This window comes from Pseudomonas idahonensis (genome assembly GCF_037903935.1).
In the GTDB taxonomy this organism is placed as follows: Bacteria; Pseudomonadota; Gammaproteobacteria; order Pseudomonadales; family Pseudomonadaceae; genus Aquipseudomonas; species Aquipseudomonas danubii.
Genome location: NZ_CP149586.1, coordinates 6,137,501 through 6,149,269, shown reverse-complemented (window position 1 = coordinate 6,149,269; position 11,769 = coordinate 6,137,501). Strand labels below are relative to the sequence as shown.

The 11,769-nt window shown below is 59.3% G+C and carries 14 protein-coding genes (1 of these 14 running past the window's edge); 5 read left to right on the top strand and 9 right to left on the bottom strand.

Annotation, left to right across the window (positions count from 1 at the left end; all coding sequences use genetic code 11):
- The first annotated feature begins 62 nt into the window (after window positions 1–62).
- The gene (locus tag WIN67_RS27875) at window positions 63–764 is read left to right on the top strand and encodes a lipoate--protein ligase family protein (protein WP_123389766.1); all 702 of its coding nucleotides are present in this window, start codon (window positions 63–65) and stop codon (window positions 762–764) included.
- On the opposite strand, the gene crp is transcribed toward WIN67_RS27875, so the two are convergent.
- On the bottom strand, window positions 761–1,405 hold the full coding sequence (crp, locus tag WIN67_RS27870) for a cAMP-activated global transcriptional regulator CRP (RefSeq protein ID WP_213665119.1): 645 nt from the start codon (window positions 1,403–1,405) through the stop codon (window positions 761–763). The genes WIN67_RS27875 and crp overlap by 4 nt on opposite strands.
- 233 nt (window positions 1,406–1,638) lie before the next feature.
- Between crp and WIN67_RS27865 the strand changes: the two genes are divergently transcribed.
- A complete protein-coding gene (locus WIN67_RS27865) occupies window positions 1,639–2,061 on the top strand; it encodes an OsmC family protein (protein ID WP_020295492.1) in 423 nt (140 codons plus the stop codon).
- A gap of 75 nt (window positions 2,062–2,136) precedes the next feature.
- Here WIN67_RS27865 and coq7 read toward each other — a convergent pair whose 3' ends face one another.
- The 6 genes from coq7 to hemJ all read right to left on the bottom strand — a co-directional run bounded on the left by coq7 (window position 2,137) and on the right by hemJ (window position 6,613).
- Window positions 2,137–2,784 (bottom strand): 2-polyprenyl-3-methyl-6-methoxy-1,4-benzoquinone monooxygenase, encoded by a 648-nt coding sequence (gene coq7, locus WIN67_RS27860; RefSeq protein ID WP_011063796.1) that lies wholly within the window; start codon window positions 2,782–2,784, stop codon window positions 2,137–2,139.
- Window positions 2,785–2,910: 126 nt separating this feature from the next.
- A complete protein-coding gene (locus WIN67_RS27855) occupies window positions 2,911–3,249 on the bottom strand; it encodes a histidine triad nucleotide-binding protein (RefSeq protein WP_011063795.1) in 339 nt (112 codons plus the stop codon).
- Window positions 3,250–3,319: 70 nt separating this feature from the next.
- Window positions 3,320–4,108: an SDR family NAD(P)-dependent oxidoreductase gene (locus WIN67_RS27850; protein ID WP_102881027.1), complete on the bottom strand. Its 789-nt coding sequence runs from the start codon at window positions 4,106–4,108 to the stop codon at window positions 3,320–3,322.
- A gap of 61 nt (window positions 4,109–4,169) precedes the next feature.
- Entirely contained in the window at window positions 4,170–5,084 is a 915-nt protein-coding gene (locus WIN67_RS27845) for a DUF805 domain-containing protein (RefSeq protein ID WP_110594502.1), read from the bottom strand.
- Window positions 5,085–5,179: 95 nt separating this feature from the next.
- Window positions 5,180–6,148 (bottom strand): nitronate monooxygenase family protein, encoded by a 969-nt coding sequence (locus tag WIN67_RS27840; protein ID WP_339070320.1) that lies wholly within the window; start codon window positions 6,146–6,148, stop codon window positions 5,180–5,182.
- Window positions 6,149–6,181: 33 nt separating this feature from the next.
- Complete coding sequence (gene hemJ / locus WIN67_RS27835; protein ID WP_102881024.1) at window positions 6,182–6,613, bottom strand: protoporphyrinogen oxidase HemJ; 432 nt, start codon at window positions 6,611–6,613, stop codon at window positions 6,182–6,184.
- A 135-nt stretch (window positions 6,614–6,748) separates the two neighbouring features.
- Here hemJ and argC point away from each other — a divergent pair, with 135 nt between their 5' ends.
- Together argC and erpA are read left to right on the top strand one after the other, a co-directional pair.
- Complete coding sequence (argC, locus tag WIN67_RS27830) at window positions 6,749–7,783, top strand: N-acetyl-gamma-glutamyl-phosphate reductase (RefSeq protein ID WP_102881023.1); 1,035 nt, start codon at window positions 6,749–6,751, stop codon at window positions 7,781–7,783.
- A 169-nt stretch (window positions 7,784–7,952) separates the two neighbouring features.
- Entirely contained in the window at window positions 7,953–8,303 is a 351-nt protein-coding gene (gene erpA, locus WIN67_RS27825; RefSeq protein ID WP_011063789.1) for an iron-sulfur cluster insertion protein ErpA, read from the top strand.
- A gap of 71 nt (window positions 8,304–8,374) precedes the next feature.
- Here the strand turns inward: erpA and WIN67_RS27820 are convergent, their stop codons facing one another.
- Window positions 8,375–9,466, bottom strand: coding sequence for an anhydro-N-acetylmuramic acid kinase (locus tag WIN67_RS27820; protein ID WP_339070319.1), 1,092 nt, complete (start codon window positions 9,464–9,466; stop codon window positions 8,375–8,377).
- A 3-nt stretch (window positions 9,467–9,469) separates the two neighbouring features.
- Window positions 9,470–10,891, bottom strand: a complete 1,422-nt coding sequence (locus WIN67_RS27815; RefSeq protein ID WP_102881021.1) for a peptidoglycan DD-metalloendopeptidase family protein — start codon at window positions 10,889–10,891, stop codon at window positions 9,470–9,472.
- Between the two features lie 209 nt (window positions 10,892–11,100).
- On the opposite strand from WIN67_RS27815, the gene tyrS reads away from it, so the two are divergent.
- On the top strand, window positions 11,101–11,769 hold the 5' portion of the coding sequence (gene tyrS / locus WIN67_RS27810) for a tyrosine--tRNA ligase (protein WP_339070318.1). It continues 531 nt past the right edge of the window; only the first 669 of its 1,200 coding nucleotides appear in the window; the start codon lies at window positions 11,101–11,103; its stop codon lies beyond the right edge, outside the window.

The following is an 11,769-nucleotide window of genomic DNA, read 5'->3' as shown; positions in this document are numbered from 1 at the left end:
AAACAATGAATAAGCCGGCGATGCCGGCTTTTTCGTATCTATTGCAAAGGATTTCCACTGTCATGACCCAACCCCTTGCCTTGACTGTCGAAGCTGGCCTGCAGGCCGAGCAGGATCTGCTGGCGCTGGTGTGTGCTGGCGAGCAGGAGTTTGGGCTGCTGTTCTGGCAGCCCAGCGATCGGGCGCTGGTGATGCCCCGGCGCTTGAGTCGCCTGCCGGGGTTCGAGCAGGCCTGCCAGGCGTCGGCGGCCAACGGCTGGCCGGTGCTGCTGCGGGAAACTGGCGGTGAGCCGGTGCCGCAATCGGCAGCCACGGTGAATATCGCGCTGGTCTATGCGCCACCGCGCAGCGAGGGGGATCAGGGGCGGATCGAAACGGCCTATCGGCGTCTGTGCCAGCCGATTTGCGATCTGCTCAGTGAGCTGGGAGGCCATCCGTCGTTGGGGGAGGTGGACGGCGCCTTTTGCGATGGCCGTTTCAACGTCAATCTGGAGGGGCGCAAGATGGTCGGTACGGCCCAGCGCTGGCGTCAGAGCAAAGGCGGACAGCGCCCGGTGGGGCTGGTGCACGGTGCCCTGCTGTTGGATAACGAGCGCGACTCCATGGTGGGGGCGGTCAATACCTTCAATCAGGCTTGCGGCCTGGAGCAGCGTTGCCGGGCTGAAAGCCATATCGCCCTGCATGAGGCATTTACCGCAGAGAATGCCGTGGCCCGGCTGGACAGTCTGTACCGGCAGATGCTCAAGAGCTTTCTGCCGGGTTAGCGGGTGCCGAACACCACCATGGTCTTGCCTTTGACGTGAACCAGGTTGCGCTCCTCAAGGTCCTTGAGGACGCGGCCGACCATTTCTCGGGAGCAGCCGACTATCCGGCCGATCTCCTGACGGGTGATCTTGATCTGCATGCCGTCGGGGTGGGTCATGGCATCCGGTTGCTTGCACAGCTCCAGCAGGCAGCGGGCAACCCGTCCGGTCACGTCGAAGAACGCCAGGTCGCCGACCTTGCGCGTGGTATTGCGCAGGCGCTGGGCAATCTGCCCGCTGAGGACGTAGAGAATGTCCGGGTCGTTCTGCGACAGTTCGCGAAACTTCGCGTAGCTGATCTCGGCGACTTCGCATTCCACTTTGGCCCGTACCCAGGCGCTGCGCTGCTGTTCGTGCCCGGCCTCTTCGAAAAGCCCCAGTTCACCGAAGAAATCCCCGGCGTTGAGGTAGGCGATGATCATCTCCCGGCCATCGTCGTCCTCGATGAGGATAGTCACCGAGCCCTTGATGATGAAATACAGGCTGTCGGACACATCACCGGCGCAGATGATGTTGCTCTTGGCCTGATACCGGCGGCGTTGACAGTGCATCAGCAACTTGTCGAGATTTTTGATCCTGGGGGTGGGGGCAATAGCAACCATGGTTGTATCCCGAGAAGACTGCACGGTATGAGGTGATTTTTATGGGCGTAAAACGAGGACGTTGAACGCTGGCTAAGCGCCAGTCATTTGGCGTCAGCTTAACAGACACATCCTTGACGGATTTAAGATTTTTCTTAGTGAAGATCGGTAATCTGCTGTGAACATGCAAAGCGCAGCCCGTGCAAAACCCTGTGCTAAGCTGGCGACCCTTTTTTTACAGTGGAGTCTTGGCGATGAAGGCACGCATCCAATGGGCTGGCGAAGCCATGTTCCTCGGTGAGTCGGGCAGTGGCCACGTTGTGGTGATGGACGGTCCGCCAGAAGCCGGTGGACGCAACCTGGGTGTTCGCCCCATGGAGATGCTCCTGCTCGGTGTGGGCGGTTGCAGCAATTTCGACGTGGTCAGCATCCTCAAGAAGTCGCGTCAGGCGGTTGAAAGCTGTGAGGCCTTTCTTGAAGCCGAGCGTGCAACCGAGGACCCGAAGGTCTTCACCAAGATTCACATGCATTTCGTGGTCAAGGGGCGTGGGCTGAAGGAGGCTCAGGTCAAGCGGGCCATCGAACTGTCCGCCGAGAAGTATTGCTCGGCTTCGATCATGCTCGGGGCTGCTGGCGTGGCCATTACCCACGATTACGAAATCGTCGAGTTGGGTTGAGCCGGGACGCAGTTTGTCGGTAAAGGAAAAGGGCGCCTCAAGAGCGCCCTTTTTTGTGTTCGGTACTGGCCGGGATCAGATCCGATAGGTGCTCTTGGTCATGACCTTGGCCAACAGGCTCATGCCGAACTTCACCGGTGCCGGGAAGCGGAAGCCGCCCGCTTCGAGAGCGGTTTCTGCGTGGTGCTCTTCGTCGATGCGCATCTGCTCCAGGATGGCCCGGGACTTTTCGTCTTCTGCCGGTAGTTGTTCCAGGTGTTCGTTCAGGTGCTTGCAGACCTGGTCTTCGGTGGCGGCGACGAACCCCAGGCTGACTTTGTCGCTGATCAGGCCGGCGGCGGCGCCGATGCCGAATGACAGGCCATAGAACAACGGGTTGAGAACACTCGGGTGGCTGCCCAGTTGGCGGATGCGCTGTTCGCACCAGGCCAGGTGGTCGATTTCCTCTTCGGCGGCATGCTCCATGGCCTGGCGTACCTGGGGCAGTTTGGCGGTCAGGGCCTGGCCCTGGTAGAGCGCCTGGGCGCAGACTTCCCCGGTGTGATTGATACGCATCAGGCCGGCGACGTGCCGGGTATCCTCGTCACTCATCTGCGCTTCCGGCTGCACTATGGCCGGTGACGGGCGATAAGGTTGGCCGCTGAAAGGCAGCAGCGTACGCATGGCCATATCAGCTTGCAGCAGCAGACGGTCAATCGGCGAGTAGTGACGTTGGGTAGTCATGCTTATCTCCGGGAAGAATCACGGCGGCCAGTTTACTCCAATCGACAGGGTGAAAACTGCGCTGGATCAGCGCACCCTCGCCTGGGAGTGGGCGAGGGTGCGCGGTACACGAGTGTTGGCGGGCAATCAGCCCGGAGGCCAGTTCATCTGACGCTGACCCAGCACGTGCATATGAATGTGGTAGACGGTCTGACCGCCCAGCTCATTGCAGTTCATCACCACCCGGAAGCCGTCCTCGCAACCTTGTTCCTTGGCCAGGCGCTGGGCGGTGAACAGGATGTGTCCGGCCAGGGTTTTGTCGTCTTCGGTGAGGTCGTTGAGGGTGCGAATGGGTTTCTTCGGTATGACCAGGAAGTGCACCGGTGCTTGCGGAGCAATATCGTGGAAGGCCAGAACCTGGTCGTCCTCGTAGATGATCTTCGCGGGTATTTCTCTGTTGATGATCTTGGTGAACAGAGTATCCACAGCTGTTTCTCCATTGGGTTGGTCCGGGGTGAGTGTACTCAGGCTCACAATGTGCGCCCAGTCCGAACATCTAACGTGGGCAATAGGCCCGATTGAAGTAACCGACGATCTTGCGGGTCAGCCAGCGAGAGCCCAGGCGGCTGCTGAAGGCCATCCAGCGGTTCAAGCGGCCGGGGATGATGATGGCACGGTTCTTTTCCAGGGCCCGGACTGCGTACAACGCTACTTCTTCGGGGCTCATGAGCAACTTGCTGTCGTTGAGCTTCTGGGTGTCCATCTGGGCGGTGCGGAAGAATGCGGTGCGGGTGGGGCCGGGGCACAGCACCGAGACCTTGACCGCGCATTTTTTCAGCTCTTCGCGCAGCCCTTCGGAAAAGTGCAGAACATAGGCCTTGCTGGCGTAGTAGGTACTCATCCAGGGGCCGGGATAGAAGGCCGCTACCGAGGCGACGTTGAGTATCTGTCCTCCACCCAGCAGGGCCATGCTGTTGCCCAAGGCGTGGCAAAGGCGGGTCAGCGCAAGGATGTTGACCTCGATCAGGTCTTGTTCGGTCATCCAGTCCTGGGCCAGGAAAGGGCCGCTGGTACCGATCCCGGCACAATTGACCAGCAGGTCGATCTGGCGGTCGCCTTCCTCCAGTTCCAGCAGGAAGCCGGACAGTCGCAGAGGCTCTCCCAGATCGCAGGCCCGGAACAATACTTCGACGCCGAAGCGTTGGGTCAGCTCCAGGGCGATGCATTCCAGCTGATCACGCTGGCGGGCCACGAGAATCAGGTTGCGGCCACGCCGGGCCAGTGCTTCGGCAAGGGCCAGGCCTATGCCGCTGGAAGCACCGGTGATCAGAGCGTAACGGGTCATGCATTTCTCCATCGCAACGGCCAGCGGCCTGCGACAGGAAGGGTCGCAGGCTGGGGCGCGTTTATTCTTGCTCGGATTCTACAGGGGCGGCGATGTCCGCTGGTTCAGCATCTTCATCGGCGCTGCTGGAATCGATGGTTTCGCTGTAGCTGGTTTCGCTGTAGCTGTCTTCCAGGGAGCTCAGGCCGCCGGCCACCACACCCACGATCAGGACGGCGATCAAGACTACCCACATCCAGGACAGGACCTTGACGGCGGTGGTGTTGGGTGGAGGTGGCGCGCCGTAGCGGTTGGCCACGTTGCTGCCCGGGCTGACCATCAGCACCAGCGGGAACACGCTGCCGACGATAGGGACGAAGTTCAGCAGCCACAGCCAGCCCGACCAGCCGAGGTCGTGCAGGCGCTGCACGCTGATCTGGATGCTGACGACGATGAAGCCGATGAAGACCACTACCCCACCAGTAATCCCCAGGACAGTGAGCAGTGTGGAGTTGAACATTGCGGCGGACAGGATGCCGAAGAAGGCCCCCACACCGATCACTGCCAGCATGGCCACCGTCAGGACCAGGGTCCAGGCCAGATAGCGCAGGCGACCGATGCGGCCTTCGAAACTGAAGACATTGAGTGTGGCGTATTGGGGGAGGGCATCTCCCACCGCCGCTTGCGGGGGTGCATAGGGCGAAGCGCTGATGCTGGCGGCCGTGGGCGTGGGGGTTACTGCATCGAGGTTCAGCTGCAACGAGGGCTCGGATTCGATGCGGGCGTCGATCCCGGTGTTCTTCAACGCTTCCAGGTAGCGCTGGGCATCGGCCTGGGTCAGGTCGCGCTTGAGTTCCACCTGCTGGCCACTGAACAGGCGTTCCACGGCAGCGACATCGCTTTTGAACAGTTCGGCCAGGTTCAGTTGGGCGGTGGATTTTTCCACGCCGGGCAGCAATGTGCCGTCGAAAACAATCTTGTAGCGGGTCTCGCTCATGGGGGCATCCCTGTCGCTTGAAAAGAAGGCTTACATAAAAGGCCGACAGTTTAAGGCCAGTGCCCCCCGGCTGGCCAAAAAACAATGAGAACTGGTTAGCGTGGCCAGCGTTTTATGAGTTGCGTCGAGCGTTCCTGAGCGGCCTGATACTCGCTGTCCAGGCGGGCAATCAGTTGATCGACGCTGGGCAGGTCGTTGATCTCACCGACGCCCTGGCCGGCAGACCACACGGTTTTCCAGGCCTTGGCTTCGTCGCTGATGGGTTTGAGCTTGGAGCCGAAATTGACTTCGCCTTTACCTTGCAGGGCTGCCAGGTCGAAACCAGCGTTTTCCAGGCTCTGGCGCATGAAGCTGGCAGGGACCCCGGAGACGGCGGCAGTGTGCACGATATCCGCAGCGTGAGAATTGAGCAGCATCTCTTTATAGGCGTCCGGTGCATGGCTTTCGGTGGTGCCGATAAAGCGGGTGCCCAGATAGGCCAGGTCGGCGCCCAGCAGCTGTGCGGCGAGAATCTCGTGACCGCGGTTCAGGCAGCCGGCCAGCAACAGGGTCTTGTCGAAGAACTGGCGAATCTCGGCAATAAGGGAGAACGGGCTCCAGGTTCCGGCATGTCCGCCAGCCCCTGCCGCTACAGCGATCAGTCCGTCGACTCCGGCCTCTGCAGCTTTCTCCGCATGCCGGCGGGTGGTCACGTCATGGAATACCAGCCCGCCATAGCTGTGTACGGCGTCTACCACTTCCTTGACTGCGCCCAGGCTGGTGATGACGATCGGCACCTGGTGTTCGATGCAGATCTGTAAGTCCGCCTGCAGACGCGGGTTGCTGTTGTGCACGATCAGGTTCACCGCGTAGGGGGCAGGGTTCTCCAATTTGGCCAACCCTGCTTCGATCTCCTCTAGCCAGGCCTTGAAGCCACTGCTCTCACGCTGGTTGAGGGCGGGGAAGCTGCCTACCACGCCATTGCGACAGCAGGCCAGAACCAGTTCAGGGTTGGAGATCAGGAACATTGGCGCCGCCACCAGAGGCAGGCGCAGGCGTTGTTCGAGCAGAGCGGGCAGTGACATTGGAGTACCCCCAGGGGAAGCGACTAGTAAGAGTTAGAACGGCCGTACAACGACCAAAATTACAATAGCCAGCAATATCAGGACCGGTACTTCATTGAACCAGCGATAAAAGACATGGCTGCGGGTGTTTTCGCCACGGGCAAAACGTTTCACTTGAGCGCCGCACATGTGGTGGTACCCGATCAGGATCACCACCAGGGTCAGTTTGGCGTGCATCCAGCCACCCTGGCCGAAGTAGGCGCTGGGATTGAGGCTGATCAACCAGATGCCAAAGATCAGCGCGGCGATCATTGCCGGCCCCATGATGAAGCGATACAGCTTGCGTTCCATGAGGCAGAAGCGCTCACGGCTGACGCTGTCTTCGCTTTGAGCGTGATAGACGAACAGGCGCGGCAGGTAGAAAAGGCCGGCAAACCAGCAGACCACACTGACGATATGAAAGGCTTTGAGCCATAGATAGAGCATTTTTAGTTATTCCCAGGTTCACGGTGGCGAAGATAGTAGAGGGTAGAGCGGCCGCACGTCACCTTGACGGTTGTCGCAGGGGCGCGCCACCCCTATTATCGGCAGCTTTCCAGTGGGTTCGTTGAGGGCAGGTTTATGGTCAAGGTCGGTATTGTCGGCGGCACGGGTTACACCGGTGTCGAACTGCTGCGTCTGTTGGCACAGCATCCGCAGGCGCGAGTGGAAGTCATCACTTCGCGATCCGAGGCGGGCCTGGCCGTAGCCGACATGTACCCGAACCTGCGCGGTCACTATGACGGCCTGGCTTTCAGCGTGCCGGATATCAAGACGCTGGGTGCCTGTGATGTGGTGTTCTTCGCAACGCCCCACGGTGTAGCCCATGCACTGGCCGGCGAGTTGCTGGCGGCTGGGACCAAGGTCATCGATTTGTCGGCGGACTTCCGTCTGCAGGATGCCGATGAGTGGGCCAAATGGTACGGCCAGCCCCACGGCGCACCTGAGCTGCTGGATGAGGCGGTCTACGGACTACCGGAAGTCAACCGTGAGCAAATAAAGAAGGCTCGTCTGATTGCCGTTCCCGGGTGCTATCCAACGGCCACCCAGCTGGGCTTCCTGCCATTGCTGGAGGCCGGTCTTGCCGACACTACGCAGTTGATCGCTGATTGCAAGTCCGGTGTCAGTGGAGCAGGCCGTGGTGCCAGCGTCGGTTCGCTGTACTCGGAAACCTCCGAGAGCATGAAGGCCTATGCGGTCAAAGGGCATCGTCACTTGCCGGAAATACGCCAGGGTCTGCGTCGGGCGGCAGGCAAGGACGTCGGCCTGACCTTTGTGCCGCATCTGACGCCAATGATTCGCGGCATTCACTCGACGCTCTATGCGACCGTGGTGGACCGCTCGGTTGATCTGCAAGCGCTGTTTGAGAAGCGTTATGCCAACGAGCCTTTCGTTGATGTGATGCCGGCGGGCAGTCATCCTGAGACTCGCAGTGTGCGTGGTGCCAACGTATGTCGGATTGCCGTGCACCGGCCACAGGATGGTGATCTGGTGGTGGTGCTGTCGGTCATCGACAATCTGGTCAAGGGAGCTTCCGGCCAGGCGGTGCAAAACCTCAACATTCTGTTCGGCTTGGACGAGCGCCTGGGGCTGTCCCACGCTGGCATGCTGCCTTAAGGTCGGTTTAGAGGTGAACAGAAAGGCCCGTCTGACGGGCCTTTCTGCGTTCTGCGGGCAACTGGACGACTATTGATATACCGTAACAATAGTTGACCGCTTTTCTGGGAGAAGCGGATAATGCGCGTCATTACGCAGTATGGCGGCTTAACGCCGGGAGATAGTCAGCATGAGCGTTGAATCCTTCACCCCCACGGCTTTGCAATTCACTCAAGGTGCAGCGCACAAGGTGAAGACCCTGGTCGACGAAGAGGGTAATGATCGCTTGAAGCTGCGCGTATTCGTTACGGGCGGCGGTTGTTCGGGGTTCCAGTACGGTTTCACTTTCGATGAGGAGGTGGCCGAGGACGACACCATCGTCGAGCGCGAAGGCGTAAGCCTGGTGGTCGACCCGATGAGTTTCCAGTACCTGGCCGGTGCTGAAGTGGACTACCAGGAAGGTCTGGAAGGTTCGCGGTTCGTGATCAAGAACCCCAATGCCACCACTACTTGTGGTTGCGGGTCCTCGTTCTCGATCTGATCAGTCGGCAAAAGCCAGATAGCAAAACGCCGCAGTGTCTAACGACTCTGCGGCGTTTTGCTATCTGGCGTTCAAGCCGGGTAGATAGCGCCCAGTACACGCGGGCCGCGGGCGCCTGTGACGCTGGGCCGGTTGGCGGCGATGCCTTCCAGGCAGCAATGGGCCAGCCAGGCGAAGGCCATGGCTTCTACCCAGTCGGGGTCCACGCCATAAACGGCGGTGCTGTTGACCTGTGTCCCGGGTAGTAGCGCGCTGAGGCGCCGCATCAATGTGCCGTTATGGGCACCGCCGCCACAAACCAAAAGCTCCCGGGTGTCGACTTGTGCAGCCTGCAACGAGTCGACGATGGTCAGCGCTGTCAGTTCCAGCAGGGTGGCTTGTACATTTTCTGCGGGGATGGCGGGATGCTGGGCCAGATGCTGATTCAGCCACTGGAGGTTGAATACCTCGCGCCCCGTGCTCTTGGGTCCTTGAGTGGCGAAGAAGGGATCGCTGAGCAGGGTCTTCAGAAGGGCCTGGTCAAGCTGGCCGCTGGCCGCCCATTGGCCGTTGCGGTCGAAGGTTTCAGCCCGTTGAGTCTGTATCCATGCATCGAGCAGCACGTTGCCAGGGCCGCAATCAAAGCCTGCGACCGGTTTGGCGGTTTCGATCAGGCTCAGGTTGCTGAAGCCACCGACGTTCAGAACGGCACGCTTTCCGGAGCGCTGCTCGAACAGAGCTTCGTGGAAGGCGGGGACCAGAGGGGCGCCTTGGCCGCCGGCAGCCACGTCGCGACTGCGGAAGTCGCTGATAACGGTGATACCGGTGAGTTCTGTGAGCAATGCTGGGTTGCCGATCTGCACGGTAAATCCGCGGCTCGGCTCATGGCGCACGGTCTGCCCGTGGCTGCCTATGGCGCGAATGTCTTGAGCCTGGAGTTGTTGTTGCTGCAGAAGGCTGTGGATGCCCTGGGCAGCCAGCTTGACCCAGTGTTGCTGGGCCATGGCGGAACGGGCGATCTCGTCAGGGCCGCTGGCGCACAAACTCAGGAGTTCGGCGCGCAGGGTCTCTGGCATGGGGATGTAGTGGGTAGCGATCAATCTGATCGCCGGGCTCTGCTCGATCAGGGCAATGTCCAGGCCGTCGAGGCTGGTTCCGGACATTACTCCTATGTAGAGCGCCATGGCTCAGCGCTTGCTCGAGGCCAGCATGGTGGCCTTTTCCTGGTCCATCCGAGCCATAAGAGGCTGGCTCTGTTGGAGGAAGCGAGCTCGCTCGGCCTTGGCAATAGGGTCAGCCATCGGCAGTTTCTGGCCCAGGGGGTCCACGTGGACGCCGTTGACCTGGAACTCGTAGTGCAAGTGAGGGCCGGTAGACAGGCCTGTGGTGCCGATATACCCAATGACCTGACCCTGTTTCACCGAGCCGCCGGTCTTGACGCCCTTGGCAAAGCCTTGCATGTGGCCATACAGGGTCCTGTAGGTGTTGCCGTGCTGAATGATCACGGTGTTGCCGTAACCACCGCGGCGGCCCGCCAGCAGAACCTTTCCGTCACCGGCAGCCTTGATCGGCGTGCCTCGTGGGGCGGCGTAGTCGACGCCCTTGTGAGCGCGGATCTTGTTCAGAATTGGGTGTTTACGGCCCATTGAGAAGCGCGAGCTGATACGGGCAAAGTCCACTGGCGTACGGATGAACGCTTTGCGCATGCTATTGCCGTCGGCGGTGTAATAGCTGCTGGAACCCTGTTTGTTGGTGTAGCGCACGGCGGTGTAGGTCTTGCCGCGATTGGTGAAGCGTGCGGAAAGGATATTGCCGGTACCGACCACTTTGCCGTTGGCTACTTTCTGTTCGTAGATGACGTCAAACTCGTCACCCTGGCGAATATCCTGCGCGAAGTCGATGTCGTAGCCGAAAATGTTGGCCATATCCATGGTCAGGCTATGAGACAGGCCGGCACGTGCCGCGGACTGTGAAAGCGAACTATTGATGACGCCATGCACATAAGCCGAGCGGACTACTGGTTTAGTGATCACTCGGTTGAAGGTAAAGCCTTTGGGGCCCTTGGTCAGAGTGATGGTTTCCAGATCACTGACTTTACTGTGCAGGTTGCTCAGTTGGCCGTCTTGAGTCAGTTCGAACTCAAGCTTTTGGCCGTGTTTTAGCTGGGAAAACTGCTTTGCTTGCTTGTCGCTTGCCAGGACTTCGTGAACAGATGTAGCTGGCAGGCCAACCTTCTCGAAGAGTGTGGACAAGGTATCGCCCTTGGCCACTATCACTTCTCTATGGCCTGGGGCTTTTTGCTCTTCCGTGACAGCGGTTGTTGGTGCAGCTTCAGCAGTCTCCGGGGGGGCTTCGGCGGTGTTGTCGATCTGTGCGAAAGGAGAGGCGACGCTTTCGCTTGTGGCTTGTTCGACGGAAGCGGCGTCTTGATCTTGTGTCAGCTGCTCGACCGGACTTTCCAGGTCAAGGCTTAGTGTCGTTTTTTTGGCTTCTACATCACTGGAAGGGAATACCAGTAGTGCCAGGCTTAGAAGGGCTGCGATGCCACTTGCGGCGAGCAGGTGGCTCTTCGGATAAAGCGGTGGCGCTTTAGACGGTTCGGTGGTCATAGGTAATTTGACTTTGAAAAGATGAAATGGAAAAGATGAATGACATGATGAAGATGAAATAACTGTATAAAATATAACCAAATCATCTGTGACGCAAGCTCGCGGACGCTCTGCTGCGTGAATGCCCCTGTACGCCGGGCAAAACTTGTAATTAGTCCGTGATCTTGTATGGTTGGTTCCCTTTTGAATCTGAGCCTTGCGGGTCTGTTATGAAGTCGGTTGAAGAGCAGCTAGCGCTGATCAAACGTGGTGCGGAAGAGTTGTTGGTCGAGTCCGAGTTGATCGAGAAGCTCAAGCGCGGCGAGCCGCTGCGTATTAAGGCTGGCTTCGATCCGACGGCTCCGGATCTGCATCTCGGCCATACCGTGCTTATTAATAAGCTGCGTCAGTTCCAGGACCTGGGTCACCAGGTGATCTTCCTGATTGGCGACTTCACCGGGATGATCGGTGATCCGAGTGGCAAAAGCGCTACTCGTCCGCCACTGACTCGCGAGCAGGTTCTGGATAATGCAGAGACCTACAAGAGTCAGGTTTTCAAGATTCTTGATCCTGCTAAGACTGAGGTCGCATTCAACTCTACTTGGATGGACAAGATGGGGCCGGCGGATTTCATCCGTCTGACTTCCCAGTACACCGTTGCGCGCATGCTTGAGCGGGATGACTTCGACAAGCGCTATTCGACCAATCAGCCGATTGCCATTCACGAGTTCTTGTATCCGCTGGTGCAGGGCTATGACTCGGTCGCTCTGCGTGCTGATGTCGAGTTGGGTGGTACCGATCAGAAGTTCAACCTGTTGATGGGGCGCGAGCTGCAGCGTGGTTATGGTCAAGAGGCTCAGTGCATTTTGACTATGCCTCTGCTTGAGGGGTTGGATGGC

Bases quoted from the DNA above. Each gene is read 5' to 3' on its own strand.
- WIN67_RS27875 (WP_123389766.1), top strand. From the start codon at position 63: ATGACCCAACCCCTTGCCTTGACTGTCGAAGCTGGCCTGCAGGCCGAG.
- crp (WP_213665119.1), bottom strand. From the start codon at position 1,405: ATGGTTGCTATTGCCCCCACCCCCAGGATCAAAAATCTCGACAAGTTG.
- WIN67_RS27865 (WP_020295492.1), top strand. From the start codon at position 1,639: ATGAAGGCACGCATCCAATGGGCTGGCGAAGCCATGTTCCTCGGTGAG.
- coq7 (WP_011063796.1), bottom strand. From the start codon at position 2,784: ATGACTACCCAACGTCACTACTCGCCGATTGACCGTCTGCTGCTGCAA.
- WIN67_RS27850 (WP_102881027.1), bottom strand. From the start codon at position 4,108: ATGACCCGTTACGCTCTGATCACCGGTGCTTCCAGCGGCATAGGCCTG.
- WIN67_RS27845 (WP_110594502.1), bottom strand. From the start codon at position 5,084: ATGAGCGAGACCCGCTACAAGATTGTTTTCGACGGCACATTGCTGCCC.
- WIN67_RS27840 (WP_339070320.1), bottom strand. From the start codon at position 6,148: ATGTCACTGCCCGCTCTGCTCGAACAACGCCTGCGCCTGCCTCTGGTG.
- hemJ (WP_102881024.1), bottom strand. From the start codon at position 6,613: ATGCTCTATCTATGGCTCAAAGCCTTTCATATCGTCAGTGTGGTCTGC.
- argC (WP_102881023.1), top strand. From the start codon at position 6,749: ATGGTCAAGGTCGGTATTGTCGGCGGCACGGGTTACACCGGTGTCGAA.
- erpA (WP_011063789.1), top strand. From the start codon at position 7,953: ATGAGCGTTGAATCCTTCACCCCCACGGCTTTGCAATTCACTCAAGGT.
- WIN67_RS27820 (WP_339070319.1), bottom strand. From the start codon at position 9,466: ATGGCGCTCTACATAGGAGTAATGTCCGGAACCAGCCTCGACGGCCTG.
- WIN67_RS27815 (WP_102881021.1), bottom strand. From the start codon at position 10,891: ATGACCACCGAACCGTCTAAAGCGCCACCGCTTTATCCGAAGAGCCAC.